Origin of the sequence: Thermoactinomyces intermedius (assembly GCF_013912365.1) — a bacterium.
Classification (GTDB): domain Bacteria; phylum Bacillota; class Bacilli; order Thermoactinomycetales; family Thermoactinomycetaceae; genus Thermoactinomyces; species Thermoactinomyces intermedius.
Genome location: NZ_JACETT010000014.1, coordinates 83,538 through 98,528, shown reverse-complemented (window position 1 = coordinate 98,528; position 14,991 = coordinate 83,538). Strand labels below are relative to the sequence as shown.

General features: G+C 47.4%; 16 protein-coding genes and 1 tRNA gene. 8 read left to right on the top strand and 9 right to left on the bottom strand.

Annotated elements, in window-relative coordinates; translation table 11 throughout:
- Positions 1 to 44 precede the first annotated feature (44 nt).
- The 5 genes from H1R82_RS03905 to H1R82_RS03885 all read left to right on the top strand — a co-directional run bounded on the left by H1R82_RS03905 (position 45) and on the right by H1R82_RS03885 (position 4,774).
- Positions 45 to 686, top strand: a complete 642-nt coding sequence (locus tag H1R82_RS03905) for an RNA-binding protein (RefSeq protein WP_037996597.1) — start codon at positions 45 to 47, stop codon at positions 684 to 686.
- A gap of 985 nt (positions 687 to 1,671) precedes the next feature.
- On the top strand, positions 1,672 to 2,016 hold the full coding sequence (locus H1R82_RS03900; RefSeq protein WP_181732911.1) for a hypothetical protein: 345 nt from the start codon (positions 1,672 to 1,674) through the stop codon (positions 2,014 to 2,016).
- A 626-nt stretch (positions 2,017 to 2,642) separates the two neighbouring features.
- Positions 2,643 to 3,182 carry an HMG-box domain-containing protein gene (locus tag H1R82_RS03895; protein WP_181732910.1) on the top strand — a complete coding sequence of 180 codons (540 nt, stop codon included), beginning with the start codon at positions 2,643 to 2,645 and terminating at the stop codon, positions 3,180 to 3,182.
- Positions 3,179 to 4,243 (top strand): ICP22 family protein, encoded by a 1,065-nt coding sequence (locus tag H1R82_RS03890; protein WP_181732909.1) that lies wholly within the window; start codon positions 3,179 to 3,181, stop codon positions 4,241 to 4,243. The genes H1R82_RS03895 and H1R82_RS03890 overlap by 4 nt, the downstream gene beginning before the upstream one ends.
- A 105-nt stretch (positions 4,244 to 4,348) precedes the next feature.
- Complete coding sequence (locus H1R82_RS03885) at positions 4,349 to 4,774, top strand: RelB antitoxin-like protein (protein WP_181732908.1); 426 nt, start codon at positions 4,349 to 4,351, stop codon at positions 4,772 to 4,774.
- 327 nt (positions 4,775 to 5,101) lie between these two features.
- Here H1R82_RS03885 and H1R82_RS03880 read toward each other — a convergent pair whose 3' ends face one another.
- Complete coding sequence (locus H1R82_RS03880; RefSeq protein WP_181821606.1) at positions 5,102 to 5,860, bottom strand: PIG-L deacetylase family protein; 759 nt, start codon at positions 5,858 to 5,860, stop codon at positions 5,102 to 5,104.
- A 102-nt stretch (positions 5,861 to 5,962) separates the two neighbouring features.
- Positions 5,963 to 6,163: a helix-turn-helix transcriptional regulator gene (locus H1R82_RS14900; RefSeq protein ID WP_181733006.1), complete on the bottom strand. Its 201-nt coding sequence runs from the start codon at positions 6,161 to 6,163 to the stop codon at positions 5,963 to 5,965.
- 275 nt (positions 6,164 to 6,438) lie between these two features.
- Between H1R82_RS14900 and H1R82_RS03870 the strand changes: the two genes are divergently transcribed.
- Both H1R82_RS03870 and H1R82_RS03865 read left to right on the top strand, forming a co-directional pair.
- Positions 6,439 to 7,143: a hypothetical protein gene (locus tag H1R82_RS03870; protein ID WP_181733005.1), complete on the top strand. Its 705-nt coding sequence runs from the start codon at positions 6,439 to 6,441 to the stop codon at positions 7,141 to 7,143.
- Entirely contained in the window at positions 7,124 to 8,275 is a 1,152-nt protein-coding gene (locus H1R82_RS03865) for a site-specific integrase (protein WP_181733004.1), read from the top strand. Before H1R82_RS03870 ends, H1R82_RS03865 begins: the two co-directional genes overlap by 20 nt.
- Positions 8,276 to 8,345: 70 nt before the next feature.
- Here H1R82_RS03865 and H1R82_RS03860 read toward each other — a convergent pair.
- From H1R82_RS03860 to H1R82_RS03835, 6 genes are all read right to left on the bottom strand, one after another.
- A tRNA-Ser gene (locus H1R82_RS03860) sits at positions 8,346 to 8,436 on the bottom strand.
- A gap of 109 nt (positions 8,437 to 8,545) precedes the next feature.
- Positions 8,546 to 9,028 (bottom strand): tRNA adenosine(34) deaminase TadA, encoded by a 483-nt coding sequence (tadA, locus tag H1R82_RS03855; RefSeq protein WP_037996612.1) that lies wholly within the window; start codon positions 9,026 to 9,028, stop codon positions 8,546 to 8,548.
- An 83-nt stretch (positions 9,029 to 9,111) separates the two neighbouring features.
- Positions 9,112 to 9,540, bottom strand: coding sequence for a Fur family transcriptional regulator (locus H1R82_RS03850; RefSeq protein ID WP_037996594.1), 429 nt, complete (start codon positions 9,538 to 9,540; stop codon positions 9,112 to 9,114).
- A 24-nt stretch (positions 9,541 to 9,564) separates the two neighbouring features.
- The gene (locus tag H1R82_RS03845) at positions 9,565 to 10,431 is read right to left on the bottom strand and encodes a metal ABC transporter permease (RefSeq protein WP_181733003.1); all 867 of its coding nucleotides are present in this window, start codon (positions 10,429 to 10,431) and stop codon (positions 9,565 to 9,567) included.
- Between the two features lie 34 nt (positions 10,432 to 10,465).
- Complete coding sequence (locus H1R82_RS03840) at positions 10,466 to 11,209, bottom strand: metal ABC transporter ATP-binding protein (protein ID WP_181733002.1); 744 nt, start codon at positions 11,207 to 11,209, stop codon at positions 10,466 to 10,468.
- Entirely contained in the window at positions 11,190 to 12,131 is a 942-nt protein-coding gene (locus tag H1R82_RS03835; RefSeq protein WP_181733001.1) for a metal ABC transporter substrate-binding protein, read from the bottom strand. The genes H1R82_RS03840 and H1R82_RS03835 overlap by 20 nt, the downstream gene beginning before the upstream one ends.
- A gap of 130 nt (positions 12,132 to 12,261) precedes the next feature.
- On the opposite strand from H1R82_RS03835, the gene H1R82_RS03830 reads away from it, so the two are divergent.
- Positions 12,262 to 12,879, top strand: coding sequence for a poly-gamma-glutamate hydrolase family protein (locus H1R82_RS03830; protein ID WP_181733000.1), 618 nt, complete (start codon positions 12,262 to 12,264; stop codon positions 12,877 to 12,879).
- 11 nt (positions 12,880 to 12,890) lie between these two features.
- Here the strand turns inward: H1R82_RS03830 and H1R82_RS03825 are convergent, their stop codons facing one another.
- Entirely contained in the window at positions 12,891 to 14,924 is a 2,034-nt protein-coding gene (locus tag H1R82_RS03825) for a YhgE/Pip domain-containing protein (RefSeq protein ID WP_181732999.1), read from the bottom strand.
- Positions 14,925 to 14,991 lie beyond the last annotated feature (67 nt).

The window sequence follows — 14,991 nt, the reverse complement described above, 5'->3', positions numbered from 1 at the left end:
ATCTAGTGATAATAGAATTAATTAAGTGTAAAGGAGCTTAATATATGAAAAAAATTTTTATGTTATTCACATTACTAACACTAACAATTAGCTCTTTCATTCCTTCTTACAGCCATGCAGCAGGAATTAAAATGAGTGATGCAGAGCTGGACAGTACATATGAGGTAGTTGATGGAGATGAACTAGTAACAAACTTGCCGAGCACTGGGGAAAGCCTAACACTAGAACAACTCTTTCAAAAATACAATTTAGAACCCGCAACTAATATCCCTCAAGGAACAGAAGTCATTAAATTTGATAGTGTTGAGGCAGCTGATAAATTCTTTACAAAAATCAATAAGGACGCTGAAAACCCAATAATCGAAGACTCTTCATTTAGTACCCTTGCGTTAGGAACAACTCAAGTAAGATCTGTATCGTTTGGATTCTCAAAAATTAATCTTTATGCCGATATTACTTGGAATAGTAATAAAATAATTACAAGCTGCCGTGCTTGGACAACACATACAGGTGTGACTTTTTCTCTTGGGTGGGACCAAAAATATGCTTATTGTACTCCAACAAGCGGCTCAAGAACCACTATGGTAAAAGGTGGAGGAACAGGTAAATGGGTTGTATTTGTTCAGGGAGTCGGAACCGTTTACTCTAAAGACATCAATATTCACTATGGATATACTGTACCGTAAAATTTCAATATACTCCACCATAACAAAATCAACAGGAGTTGGTTAAAATATTTAGTATCGCTACTCTTCTGTACCAGACATTGATGTTTGTATTTGGCATTGTCATCATTGGGGCCATTATTTATTGGGTGAAGAAAAAAAACAAGTAATGCTGTGTAAAGGGGATTCGTCAGAAGGAATCCCCTTTACTTTTATATATTCACCAAAAAAAGAGGCGAGCCAAAGGTCACCTGAAAGGAGGAAATGAAATCACCTGTAAAAAATCGCACTCTATGTTAACAACTAAGAAAGTATCCTTCAATCCTATACTGTCTGTCTTGTCCATTTTGAAAGCAAAACAAAAAAAGAGCTCCGCTGTTGCGAAGCTCTTGGCGTTTGGCGGAGAGGGTGGGATTCGAAACCACGGTACGGGGAATACCCGCACAACGGTTTTCGAGTTCGACGACACCCGTTTTTTAATGTTTATATGTGCCTGATACGTCCAAAAAACGGCGATTTTGTACATTTCTATGCCTGGGTACCCCTCCATGTTGCTAATGTTCGTTTGCAATATGTTTGCAATTGGTTTGCAGCGTGAAAGACCGTGAACAATTACCGTGAACAGTTTTTCGGAACTGTTCACACCTAAAATTTTCCATCGTTCACATTGTTCACGCCAAAAATTAAAACCGTTCACACCCTCCAGTCCTTATATTATCTATATTCTCTTTTATTACGTGAACAGTGTATACAGTGTGAACGGTTAAATAAAGTTGTCAAGAGATAGGGGGATTAGAGGAGTTAGAGAGGTAAAATGACCTCTCAAATACCCTCTATACGCTCTATTAGGGGGTAGATGTTTTGTATTGTTCACATCGTCTACACTGTGCACGGGGTTTTTAGACAAAAAAGTCTTGACTTGATTGTAATAACACGAATATACTGATTTTAGACAGACAGTCAGTCTTATATGACTAAATATTCTTGTTAAGGGGGAGTTGATAACATGGCTATTTGCGCAAGATGCGGACGGTTCGTTAAAAATGTGTATTGGTGGGATGAAAAACCCTATGGTAAAACTTGCTGGAGAAAGACGGCAGAACTGAGCGAGCCCGAAGAGGTTGAGGAGAAATACGATTTTGAGTTCCAAAGTAAATTGAACCCGACAGTCAGTTACGGAGTAGTGCTCGAAGAGTACGCTTTTAGCACAGCGGCGTTTATCTATATATACAAAGACGGAGAGAAGAGGTTATGCATCCGGCGTTTTTACAAGCGCTGGGAAACACCCGATCAAAAAACGCTCGAGCAAAACTGGGAGGAGGATTTTTTACAACGGGAAGGGTGGCTCTAACCGCTCCTTATCTCCCCGTAAAGGAGGTGAGTCCTATGCCCAAACGCCGGATCCAAAAAGGTGAGGAGCTTCATTACAAAAGCTACCGGTTGGTGTACCTGGGAAACGGGAGACTTCGAGTCTACAGCCCGGAGGGTCAGTTGTTAGTCCATGAAGGCACAGCAGAGGATTGTAAGTTGGTTATTGAAAGCCATTTAAAAACGAAGAATCCCCCTGAAGGCCAGAAGCCATAACAGGGGGGGCGCGCTTTAACTTACAAGAGAATGGGAGACTACTCCCATACAAAGGGGATATTGCTATTGTATCAGAAAAACGCGAAACGGGAAACACTGATTATTCTGTCTGGAAAGCCGGGGCGGATTATGCAGGAACTGGGGTTACTGCTAAACGCCTACAGCCGGCATACGCCGTTACTGGCTGTGAAGCAGGAATAAATGACATCAGAAACCGGTAGGGAGGGGGTGTAAGACCTCTCCCCTATCGCTTTTTAGAAAGGGGTAGCTAGAAAATGCTAACCCACGCAACGACAGGGGTTTGGCCCCTCTCCCCTACCGGGGAAGGCCTCAAAATCCCTGGGGAGAGACAACGAAATTGGCAATCGAAATTTCGAAAGAGGGGGTTTTGAAATGCTGACCAGATTCAAAGTCAGAACAAATCTTAAAATGTATACGGTAGTCGTCCAGTACAGCGACGACCATGAGACTTTTGAATTGGATGTCTTCGATGGGGAGCCGCATTTCTTGGATGGCACGAGAAAATACGTTAACGAGGCGGAATGGATTGGAGGCTACAAGGATGAGGAGTTTACACACGTCATGAAACCTGTGGAATTGGCCAAGAAAGTCATTGAGACGTGGGAACGCCCGAAGCGTTTGGAGGATTATTTGCGGCTGAAACGGCACGTGATCGAACTAAAAGAGATCGGGAAGGACTCCGCCCAAGAAACCCCATCCCGATCTCGGAAAGCTGAACCGGTCGTTTATGACTACCGAGACCGGCTCGAAGCTGATCATATCAAATATTTGCGCGAAAATCCAGAAGCTTTGGACCAGATGACCAAGAAAGAACGCGACAAGTGGTTAAAATCTGATGTGGAGCTACGCTTACGCTACTATGAAGCAAAGGCGCTTGCCGGATCCACCGGGAAAGATGGTGAGGGCGAATGAGATTCAATTTCTTCGTTTTTGCCCGGTATGGCGCCTACCTGGTGTTGTTGTGTAACGTGGCCATGTCGTATGCTCACGCCTTGGAACTATTTCATGACCTGATGGTCCTTCCGTTTGAAAGCTTGTATCACGTGGGCTTCATTTCGCTAGACATGGTGTTTGTGCTTTCAGTAATTGTTTTGACGGAATCCGGGGGCCGTGGCTGGCCCCCTTGGATTTGTTTTATCTTCGGGCTTGGTTTTACCACCTGGTCCAACATCCGCCCGGCGATTAAGGCTGACGATGCGGAGGGCGTAGCCCTGGGTATCTGTACGGTGGCGGCTTTGCTTCTTCTGAAAATCATGATTTCTTGGATGGAACGAAACCCGGAATTATTTGGCCAGGCACTGGGATATAATCCGGGGCCGGAATCCAACCAGATGGGAGAAATGGGAGATCATCGGGTGACGGGAATCTCCCAGATGGGAGAAATGGGAGACCACCGGGTGACGAGAATCTCCCAGATGGGAGAAATGTATATCCCGGAGGAAGAGGAGCCGGACGACAATCTCCCGCTGGGAGAAAGCGTATATCCCGCGGGTGACCAGCTGGGAGAACCGGGAGAAACCATCATAACGCCTGAGGTTGAACCAGATGGAAAAGATTGTGTGGATGGGAACGAAACGGAGCCGGGAGACGAAAATATCTCAGTGGGTGAAGAGGATCTCCCATCGGTAGAAGAACCGGGGGGCGATCACCCGGACGATATCCCAGTGGGAGACCAATCAGGAGAAAATATCCCGGACGATATCCCAGTGGGAGATGAGCCGGGAGAAGTAATCGAAGAAGATCACCCGGATATCCCAAAACCGGGAGATGATAATCTCCCACTGGGAGACCTGGAGGATTTAATGGGGGACGACAAATCACCCGGTTTAGAAAAAACGTTAACCAAAGCCCTGGAGATCGTCCAATCGGGTGAGAAGCTGCCGGGCCGTCGGAAACTCGCTGAGATCGCCGGCACAACAGAGCACTACGCAAAACGAGCCAAAGAAATCCTTGCAAGTCGGGGAATTGCTTGAAATCCTCGGCTTATTTCTTGTGGAAAAATTAGGCCGTATCATTTCATGTTCTATTGCGTACACTATGAACAAGGTGTACAATAGGAGGTGAAAGGGGAAATGCTTATGCAGGCTTTATTGGCGACGGAAGTTAGGAGAAACTGGTCCTCTGTGTTTGATTCGGTCGTTCGTCAGAAGCCGCAGCCGATCCGGAAAAATCGGGACCATGCATGGTTGATTAATGATCAGCAGTTAAAGGATGTATTAAGCCGTTACCGGTTTACCTTGAAATATGAAGTGGATGAGACCGGCGCTTATTGTGGCTACTTAGAGGAAATTGATATTGTTTGCGACGCGCCAAACCTTAAGGAGTTAAAGAAAGAAGTGGCCTGTGATTTGATCGAATACGCTAAAGAATACATGGAAGATTTTCAACTCTATTATGTAGCTCCGAACCGCAAGAAACACTTCCCGTATGTCCTTCACGTCTTGAATCAGAACAACATCCAGGAAGTTGCTGCTTTGCTCGATGCCGAAATGGAAGGAGCTTAAAAGGTACTGCGAGCGGGACGGTTGGGAGCTTTATAAAGACACGGATCACTACTTTTACCGCAAGATCTTGGAAGATGGGACCATATTGAGAACAAAGGTTTCCAAAGGTTCGGGAGAAATCCCGCCGGGAAGATGGAGGCAAATACTTAAAAGACAACTGAAAACCACACAGGAAGAGTTTAATAAGAAAATTTAACCCCCTTGGTAGAAGCAAAAGCCGAGGGGGTTTTCTCGTGAAAGCTGAAACCCCAAACTACACATCCGTCAAATGACTCCACCCCATTAAGATAAAAAAAATCCCTCTCCATAACCGGAGAGGGATTTTAATTATTGCCCAGGCATATGGAGATAATGGAACGGATCGGCCAAGAATTTATCAAATTGACGGCTGACTGAATGATATCCGATCGCATATGCACCGAGCCTCGGAGACCAGGCAGCATAACACCGGCAAGCATTGATGACACGTTGCTTGATAGTGTTATCCGTCGGAGTATCTTTCCAACCGCCACCAGGAATCGAAGCGCCACGGGATTCATAGTCATCCCTTGTGGCCATACTGATGATAAAGCGGACATAATATTGAATTGCCCCTTCATCATAGAGATCCTGCAAAGCTTGTCCACATGCCGCATGATCCGAGTGAATATCGTGATAACTCAAGGTATAGTGGTCAGCATCAGGGAACAGGTTGATATATTTTTGGATTACACTTTTGGCTTCATTCACTGTCACATTCTCCCCGCCGTCGCTGTTCGGATCATCAAGATATTCAATATGCTGATTTTCAGCTGGTACACCAAGTTGCCGGAGAGCATTATAAAACTCCTCCATCCGGGCTTCCGCAAATTGCTCAACTGTCAACGGTTTATACCCCTCAAACTCCGGGTCGTGCTTGATCTCCCAGAAGTATCCGCCATTGACATGTGTTCCATTGATTACGTTAAGGGCCCCGGATTGGCGACCATGCGTCATCAGAACCACATGAGTATCCCTGCCGGCTGCTACATGCTCAGCGATGGTGATCCCCATGTTCAACGTCTCATCATCTGCGTGCGGTGCATAGAAAATAACTGGTCTGCTCATGATGTATCCCTCCAATAAATAAACCCCTCGGCAAAAGCCAAGGGGCAGTTTTGGTTTAGAGTTTTTTCAATTGGATTTCCTGCGCTTTCTACAGCCAGACTGTCAGTCTATAATGTAAATCTCGTCGGGCCGGACCTGGAAAATCCTAGCTAGTTCTAAAAGGTGATCCACCGTCGGGGCCGATACCCCTCGCTCCCACCGGGATATATAGGTGGGATGCACAGGATCCCTGAACATGAGCGCAAGCTCATATTGCGTTAAACCGCGCTGCTTTCGGAATTCCCTAATCCGATTTTTCCTCATTTGGTCTCACCTCTCTACTATGACTGACTTGTCTGGCTCAATTATAATTTCGTCTAGACAATCTTGTCAACAGCTTTTTTTAAGGCGAAAAGCCTTATCTCTCGGGCTTTTTCACTCTAGACTTTTTGTCTACGGCAAGTATATCGCGTCTCTATTTCAGTGTCAAGACTTTTTTGTCTAGATGGTATTTTGTCTTGTTGATATTGACAATATTGTCTAGAATAAAATATAATCATTCGATGGTAATTATTAAAGAAAGAAAGGAGGGATAAACAATGACTTATGCTGAATTGTTGCAACACTACATTAAACAATCCGGTAAAACTCTAGAACAGATTTCAAAAGAGTGCGCGAAAAAAGGAGTCCAGATTCACCCCACTTATATCAGCAAACTACGATTAGGAAAAAGGCCCGCCCCATCTGAAGAAATTTCAAGGGTGCTTGCCGAAGTAACCGGAGGCGATCCGCAACGCCTTATTATAAAAGGATATGTTGAGAAAATTCCAAAGGACCTAAAAGAGGAGATGGGGCTGTATCGGTATATCAGCAGCCTCGATGATTTGGCCGACGATGTATCGTCAAAAGTCAAAGATCTGGGAGGCTTTGACTCCGCATTAGAAACGATTATTAAGTGGGTCATCTCGCCCAATAAAGATTTAATCATCAAGGAATTAGAAAACAGGGGAGAGAATGGGGAAACTTATAGAAAATATCTGGAAATGATGCAATCCCACCCTGAAGAGTTGCTGAAATGCCTTAAAGAAGACGAAAAACTTGATTTACTGGTAACGGTTCTGCCCTGGGCGGAGATCGTGCGTCCTTTAAAAATAGAAGCCCTTAAAGCCGTCTTGGAAAGAGGTTTGTTAACGGATGATGAGGGGAACCCATTGCCGGATCATCTGGTTCGGCCCTTGCTTGCACATGTTGACGCCATCATAGAAGGCTTAAAGGGGGATTCGGATGAAGGGTCACATTCGTAAACGCGGTTCTAAATGGTGTTTCGTCCTGGATATTGGCCGGGATCCGAAAACAGGACAGAGAAGGCAAAAATGGTTCTCTGGTTTCAAAACAAAAAGAGAAGCCGAGCGCGCAATGGCCGCAAAGATTCACGAGCTGAATCAAGGGGGGCTCATAGAACCGGCGAAAATCACGCTTGAGGAATACCTGAAACGTTGGCTTGAGGATTATGCGAAGACCAACTGCGCGCCCCGGACCTATGAAGGTTACGAATATATAATAACCAGGCATCTGATCCCGTCTTTAGGTAAAATGACGCTCGATAAACTAAAACCACTTCATATCCAAAGATATTACTCTGAGAAGCTGAGCAGCGGGAGGACGGATGGAAAAGGCGGCTTATCAGCCCGATCCGTCTATCACCATCACAGGGTCTTGCACGAAGCCCTGGAGCAAGCCGTAAAGTGGCAAGTTATTGCTGTTAACCCGGTAAGGGCTGTATCACCGCCAAAACCAAAGCGGAAACAACTAACGGTACTAACGCGAGATGAAGTTCTCCAGCTGCTAAAAGCGGCGGAGGGCTCTAAGTTGTACGAGCCTATATTTTTTGCGGTCAATACCGGAATGAGACGAGGGGAGCTGTTCGCCCTCCGATGGAGTGACGTTGATTTTGAGAACCAAGTAATCAGCGTAAGACAAACCCTGTACCGGACAAAAAGTGACGGTTTCGCGTTCCGTGATGCGGCAAAAACGGACGGGAGCCGCCGATCTGTAGCTGTATCTGGTTCTATTGTAAACATGCTAAAACGAATAAAGAAAGAACAGGCTGCAAATAAACTTGCCCTGGGCCCCGCATACCAGGACCACGACTTGATATTTTGCAAAGATGACGGATCGCCTTACAATCTCGACTATGTATCCCGAGATTTTGGCCGCCTGGTTCGCAAACATAATTTGCCACCGATCCGTTTTCATGATCTGAGACATACTCACGCAACGCTCCTCCTCCAGCAAGGGGAACACCCGAAAATCGTATCTGAACGCCTAGGCCATTCGACAATTACCATCACAATGGACCTCTATTCACACGTTTTACCAAACATGCAAAAAGAGGCCGCCCAGAAACTGGACGACCACTTATTTGGGGGAAAATAATCGGAGGTTTGCAAAATGTTTGCAAACCTCCTTTTTTCTTGATTTCGCTAATTGCGAAAGTCCTTGATTTTGGCGGAGAGGGTGGGATTCGAACCCACGGTACGGGAAGCCCGTACAGCGGTTTTCGAGACCGCCTCCTTAAACCACTCGGACACCTCTCCAAGATGATATCCTGATCATACAGTTGTATATTGTACAGGAGAAATGGATGTCTGTCAAGGGAAAAAGAGAAAGAGGAATTGCCGTGAGTTTTGTGGATATGAGCGGCAATCAGGATTTTTCCTGCATTTTTTGTTCTTTTTTCCGGCGGCGGAGTTCTTTGAAGAAAGAAGTCAGGATGGTGCTGCATTCTTCTTTCATGACTCCGGTGATCATTTCGGTTTGGTGATTGAACCGCCCGTCCTGAAGGATGTTCATCAAGGTTCCGGCACATCCGGCTTTCGGATCTTCTGTCCCGTAGACCACGGTGTCGATGCGTGCTTGGATGATGGCGCCGGCACACATGGGGCACGGCTCCAAGGTGACGTACAAGGTGCAATCATTTAACCGCCAGCTTCCCGTTTTCGCGGCGGCCTCGCGAATGGCGATCATTTCCGCATGGGCGGTCGGGTCGTTTCCCGTTTCCCTGAGATTGTATCCGCGTCCGATCACTTCCCCGTCTTTGACAATCACCGCCCCGATCGGGACTTCGCCAATTTCTCCCGCTTTTTTCGCTTCGGCCAGCGCTTCTTTCATATACGTTTCATGATCCATTCCGGACTTCACCTCCTTTGTGGACCGCCCTTGCAAAAAAGGACCTGCCTTTTCTTGCAAGTCCCAACCCATCCCATTTCTCTCTATTGTGTTGTCTGCTCTCCTCCGCAATCGGAACAAATCCCGTAAATCTCGAACTTGTGTCCGGTAATGGCGAAGTTTTCCGGCTCCCCCAAAATGGAATGCATCGGGCAAAGCTGGATGGCACGGGTCCGTCCGCACTCCGTGCAAATGATATGATGATGGTGTGAATCCCGGTCACAGTGAAAACGATACCGCCTTTCCCCGCCCCATTCCGTTCCTTCGATGATGCCCAACCGTTCAAAAAGGGAAAGGTTCCGGTACACGGTGTCAAAACTGAGCCCGGGAAAATCTTCCTGCATTTGGTCCAACACTTCTTTGGCTGTTAAATAGCGTCCTTCTTCCCAAAATATATGCATCATGGTTTCCCGCTTGCCGGTGTATTTATATCCATTTTTTTTCAGCACTTCCAATGCTTGTTTTAAATCCATCCCTCTCTCTCCTATTTTCCACCATTACTTTCCCTTTATTTTATAATAAATTCTTCCCGTTTTCCTCGTCATTTTTTTGAAACACAAAATAAAAAGCCAAATGATAAGCGAAACGAGGACAATGGTTCCACCCGAAGCCCAGTCCAGATAATAGGCGGAAACCAGTCCGCTGAAAACGGCCAACTCCGAAAAAAGCACCGACCAAAACAGCGCTTGTTTAAAGCTTTTTGCCAACTGCAACCCGGCGGCCACCGGAAGGGTCATGAGGGCGGAGACCAATAAAATCCCGACCACCCGGATGGAAGCCGTAATCACAAGCGCCACGATCACCAAAAATAAAAAGTGCAAAGTTTTGCGGGGGATGCCTGTTAAAACGGCATGTTCCTCATCAAAGGCAAGGGCAAACATTTCTTTGTAAAAGATCAGGATGAATAAGACCACGATTCCCCCGATGGCTGCCATAAAGCCCAATTCCTCACGGGTGACGGCCAGGATATTCCCGAACAAATACCCGGCGATATCGACATTGAAACCGTCCGCCGCACTGATGAGCACAACACCCAATCCGATTCCGCCCGACAACAAAATCGGGATGGCGATCTCTTCAAAGGATTTGTACAAACGGCGGATTTGTTCCACCAAAACCGAACCGGTGACAGCAAAAGCCATGCCGACATAAAGCGGGTTGACCGCATAAAAAAGCGGCAGCTCTTTTTGCAACAGCATTCCGGCCGCCACCCCCGACAGTGTGATATGGGACAACGCATCGGCAATCAAAGACATGCGCCGGACCACCAAAAACACGCCGACAAGCGGTGAAATGAACCCGATGATGATTCCGGCATAAAACGCGTTCTGCATCCATTCATATTGCAAGATCTCCATCATCATAGAAAAAAGCTCTTCCCTCCCTGTCTTTCTCTGGTCAGACGCCCATCAGTTCGTATTGATAGGCTTTGCTCAAAATTTCCTGCCGTCGTTGTTGAAACTCCCCGGGATCGCCGTGAAAGATCAAGCGCCGGTTAAGGCAGGCAACCTGATCCGCCAACCCGGACACCGCTTGAAGATCGTGATTCACCATCAGCAAGGTCAAACCCTCTTCCCGGTGAAGCCGGTTTAACAAATCATAAAACTGTCCGGTTGTTTTTTCATCCACTCCCACGGTGGGCTCGTCCAATACAAGAAGCTCCGGTTCAGCCACCAATGCCCTGGCAATGAAAGCCCGTTGCTGCTGACCGCCGGACAACTTGCCGATGCTCCTGTTCTGAACGGACGTCAAACCGACCAGATCGATGGCTTTTTCCACCTGTTCGATATGTTCTTTTTTCAACCGTCGGAACAATCCCCGTTTCCCATACAAGCCGGATTGAACCACTTCTTTCACCGTGGCGGGAAACATCGAATGGAAGCTGTTCGCTTTTTGGGAAACGTAACCGACACGCAGCCGGTCTTGCAGTTTGGAGACTTCCTCGCCTCTTACCCGGATGCGTCCCTGCCGGGTTTTTAAAAAGCCGAGCAGGCACCGGATCAAGGTCGATTTGCCTGATCCGTTCGGCCCCACGATGCCGAGGAATTCCCCTTCCTCCACAGTCAAATCGATATTTTCCAGCACGGGTTGTTCCGCATAGGCATAATGTAAATGCTCAATTTCAATCAGAGGTGTTTTCATCTGTTGAAGAAACCCCCAATGCTTTTGCAAGGTTTTCCTTATTTTCACGCATCACACTAAAATAATCCTTCCCTTGCTTCATTTCCTGTTCCGTCAATCCTTCCAGCGGGTTTAACACCAAAACTTCGGCTTTGGCTTCCTTTTTCACCACATTGGCGATCCGGTTGCTGACCAGGGTTTCAAAGAAAATCACATCAATGTCACGGGATTTGACTTGTTCCACCACTTGTTGAAGTTCTTTGGGGCTCGGTTCGTCGGAAGGACTCAGTCCGGAAACGGCAATTTGCGTCAGTCCGTAACGCTTCGCCAGATAGGAAAACGAGGCATGGGAAACGGCAAACTCCTTTTTGGCGGCTTTCTCCGTCATGTCCCGGTATTCCCGGTCCAGTTGATCCAGCCCGGCGGCCAACGCTTTATAATTTTTTTCATAGTCCTTCTGGTGTTGGGGATCCAGCTGAATGAAGGCATCCAAAATGGCCGATGCCTGCTTTTTCGCCAACATCGGATCCAGCCACACATGCGGATCAGTTTGTCCCTCGTGTCGATCATCGCGGAGCAGGGAAATCGACTTGGATGCTTCCACGATTTTGGTTTTCTCCGGATTTAACATCCGGCTGACCCGCTCGATCCACGGTTCAAACCCGCCGCCGTTATAAACAAATAAATCCGCTTCACTCATCTTGCTCATATCACGTGCTGTGAATTCAAAGTCATGCGGCTCTACCCCCGGGGGAACCAGATTGGTCACCGCCGCATGCTCGCCGCCGATTTTTTTCGCAAAATCGTAAAGCGGGTATATACTGGTATAGACCTGTATTTTATCCCCCGGCTGCTTGGCCTTTTCCGGGGAAACCGCCGAACAGCCCGTGAGCGCAAGGACCGTGAAAAGGATCCAGCACACGGCGCTTTTCAGGTGTTTCATGTTTTGGATCACCTTCTCCAGACAAAATTCGTTCACAGATCTTTATCATTATAACCTCCTTAGACATCTATGTAAATCGTAAATATTACGATTTAAATCTTTTTCGTTCCAAAGGAGAATCCTTTTAAAAATGGATAAGTACGCGAATTTTAAAGAACTGTCGGCTCATGAGCAAATCGGAAAAGACTATACGATTCACATTCAGTATGCACTTCCCGACATCGTGATTTTAGCCATTCACGGCGGGAGGATTGAAGCCGGCACCAGCGAAATTGCCCGGGCCATCGCCGGTAAAAGGTGGAGCTTTTATGATTTCAGCGGGGAAAAAAGGAAAAATAACCGGGATCTCCACATTACTTCCATCCGCTTTGACGAACCGCGCGCCTTGCATCTGGTGGCACGTGCCTCCGGTGTGATCGCGGTTCACGGAACCAAAGGCGACAAGCCTTTCGTTTACCTCGGCGGCCGGGATGAGGAGTTGTTGAAAAAAACCCGGTTTCACCTGTTGGAGGCATCCTTTCCGGTCGGTGCCACCCCCGGCCATCTGCAAGGGAAGGACCCGAAAAACATCGTCAATCGCGGAGCCCGGGGCAAAGGACTGCAAATCGAACTGACCCGGGGCATGCGTTCGGAGCTTTTCAAAGATTTGAGCCACGGAAGAAAAGAGCCTACTCCCCGTTTTCAATCGTTTGTGGAAGCGATCCGTTCCGCCATTTACAGTCTTCCCAAAAAAAAGCGTCCGGATTAATCCGGACGCTTTCATGATGCTTTGCTCCATTTTAATTTGATTTGCTGCACGCCTTTTTTCAACAACGGTTTTCCGATTTGAAGGTGGAACTGGGTGATCACAATCGCCGCGGCCATAAACGCGAACAACAGATACATGCAATGTTCCACGATCTCCATGTTTCCGCTGGACAAAATCGCGCGCAATCCCTGAACGGTGTAAGTCATGGGTAAATAATCATGGATCGTGCGGAAAAACGAAGGCAAAAGCTCCAGCGGATACGTCCCGGCACTGGATGCCAGTTGCAGCATCAAAATCCCGATCGACAAGAAGCGTCCCACATTGCCCAAAAAGACATTTAACATGTGGTTCAAAGCGATAAAGGTGATCGACATCACGATGCTGAACAGGTAGAGCCAGCCCGGAAGTTCCGGCTCGATCTTCAGTCCCCAGATGACGGCCGTGATAAGCAACACCGCCTGCCCGATGCCGATCAATCCGGCGGCCGGCACGGATAGCGGCTCTTTGCGGTCGGAAAACACTTGATACAAATCAACCACGGTAAACAACAACATGGCGCCCACCCAGAGCGACAAGGAGATAAAATACGGGGCAAATCCGGTTGCATAGTTCGGCACATCATGATGAACGTTTTCCTTGATCTGTACCGGATCGGAAATAACTTCTTCTTTTTGGTCCGAACCTTGAAGCTGATCTTTCGCTTTATCCACCCCGTCACTCAAACCTTGGGCCAACTCGCTTTGTCCGGACTGGATTTTGCCCAATCCTTCCGACAATTTCCCCGCTCCCGTTTCCAACTGCCGGATGCCGCTGACCAGTTGTTGCTGTCCGTCGGAAAGCTGGGAAGTCGCCTGAACCAACTGGCTCGCTTTTCCTTTTAACTCCTTGGCTTTCGCCACTGCCTGATCCACTTTTTGCGTCAACTGATTTGCATGGTCCGCCACTTTTTGTCTCTCATTTAAAAACTCTTTCCAATGTTTCTCCCAGTCGGGGATCTTTTGGTCGATTTCGCGGAACCGGTTCATTCCCGATGTGTTGCCCGCTTCCGCTTGTTTTAATGCCTCCTTCATGGAAAGAACCGACGGGTCTTGGGCCAGTTCCGGATGTTTTTCAATCAACCGGTTTAAATCGGCTTCGGTTTTCCGGACATCCTCCGCCGCTTTTTTCACCGACCGTTGCCCTTCCGACAGCGGTGTTTTAAGATCCGGGGGATCCTCAGGCAGCGGAATCCGGGCAAGCTTTTGAATCTCATCATTCACTTGGTGGATGATTTGTTGCGCCTTTTCCATATCCTCCATCGGAATCTTGTTGATTTCCTTCTCTGCTTGCGTTGCTTTTTGATTAAACAGTTGCAAATACCCGAGAATTTTGGAGGCGCCTTGATCCAACTTGGATAAGCTGCCGGCAATGGTTTGGGAACCGGACCGGGCATCCCCGGTTTTTTCCGCCAACAAGCCGGCCCCGTTTGCCGCTTTTTGCAATTCTTCCACCGAATCCGACAGTTGCGCAAAAATTTGTTCCACGTAAATCTTGCTTAACTTTTCATCCAGGTTCATTTCCAATTCCCGTTTGATGGAATCCCCGATCGTTCCGGACAAATAGTTGTTGCTCTTGTCCACATGATACTCCAATTGCCCTTTCAGCGGTTCGGGGGAATCCACGGACGCCACGGCTTGCGAGAAGTTTTTGGGGATGACGATTCCCATGTAATAGGTCCCTTTGTCCAGTCCTTCCTCCAGCTTGTTCCGGTCGGTCAATTCCCATTTCACCTTGGAATCCTTTTGCAGTTCCTCCACCAGTTCGTTTCCGACATTCAGGTTCTCTCCGTCCCGCACGGTCCCCTGGTCTTCATTCACCAACGCCACCGGGAGGTATTTTAAATTCTCATAGGGATCATAAAACGCCGACAGGTAAATGACACAGTAGATCAGGGGGATCAAAAGGATCCCGACCAACCCGAGCCGCATGGGCTTGGAATCCCATAACCGATCCAGATCCTTAAAACCGGACAAAAACAAAAATTGGTTCTCTTTCCTCCTTTTCATGATTCCCCTCCTCACAGGGACAAAAAACTGACTGGTCAGTATAAATGATATTATACTACGCCTGTTT

Bases quoted from the DNA above. Each gene is read 5' to 3' on its own strand.
- H1R82_RS03830 (WP_181733000.1), top strand. From the start codon at position 12,262: ATGGATAAGTACGCGAATTTTAAAGAACTGTCGGCTCATGAGCAAATC.
- tadA (WP_037996612.1), bottom strand. From the start codon at position 9,028: ATGGATCATGAAACGTATATGAAAGAAGCGCTGGCCGAAGCGAAAAAA.
- H1R82_RS03895 (WP_181732910.1), top strand. From the start codon at position 2,643: ATGCTGACCAGATTCAAAGTCAGAACAAATCTTAAAATGTATACGGTA.
- H1R82_RS03865 (WP_181733004.1), top strand. From the start codon at position 7,124: ATGAAGGGTCACATTCGTAAACGCGGTTCTAAATGGTGTTTCGTCCTG.
- H1R82_RS03905 (WP_037996597.1), top strand. From the start codon at position 45: ATGAAAAAAATTTTTATGTTATTCACATTACTAACACTAACAATTAGC.
- H1R82_RS03885 (WP_181732908.1), top strand. From the start codon at position 4,349: ATGCAGGCTTTATTGGCGACGGAAGTTAGGAGAAACTGGTCCTCTGTG.
- H1R82_RS14900 (WP_181733006.1), bottom strand. From the start codon at position 6,163: ATGAGGAAAAATCGGATTAGGGAATTCCGAAAGCAGCGCGGTTTAACG.
- H1R82_RS03835 (WP_181733001.1), bottom strand. From the start codon at position 12,131: ATGAAACACCTGAAAAGCGCCGTGTGCTGGATCCTTTTCACGGTCCTT.
- H1R82_RS03850 (WP_037996594.1), bottom strand. From the start codon at position 9,540: ATGGATTTAAAACAAGCATTGGAAGTGCTGAAAAAAAATGGATATAAA.
- H1R82_RS03825 (WP_181732999.1), bottom strand. From the start codon at position 14,924: ATGAAAAGGAGGAAAGAGAACCAATTTTTGTTTTTGTCCGGTTTTAAG.
- H1R82_RS03900 (WP_181732911.1), top strand. From the start codon at position 1,672: ATGGCTATTTGCGCAAGATGCGGACGGTTCGTTAAAAATGTGTATTGG.
- H1R82_RS03890 (WP_181732909.1), top strand. From the start codon at position 3,179: ATGAGATTCAATTTCTTCGTTTTTGCCCGGTATGGCGCCTACCTGGTG.
- H1R82_RS03845 (WP_181733003.1), bottom strand. From the start codon at position 10,431: ATGATGATGGAGATCTTGCAATATGAATGGATGCAGAACGCGTTTTAT.
- H1R82_RS03870 (WP_181733005.1), top strand. From the start codon at position 6,439: ATGACTTATGCTGAATTGTTGCAACACTACATTAAACAATCCGGTAAA.
- H1R82_RS03880 (WP_181821606.1), bottom strand. From the start codon at position 5,860: ATGAGCAGACCAGTTATTTTCTATGCACCGCACGCAGATGATGAGACG.
- H1R82_RS03840 (WP_181733002.1), bottom strand. From the start codon at position 11,209: ATGAAAACACCTCTGATTGAAATTGAGCATTTACATTATGCCTATGCG.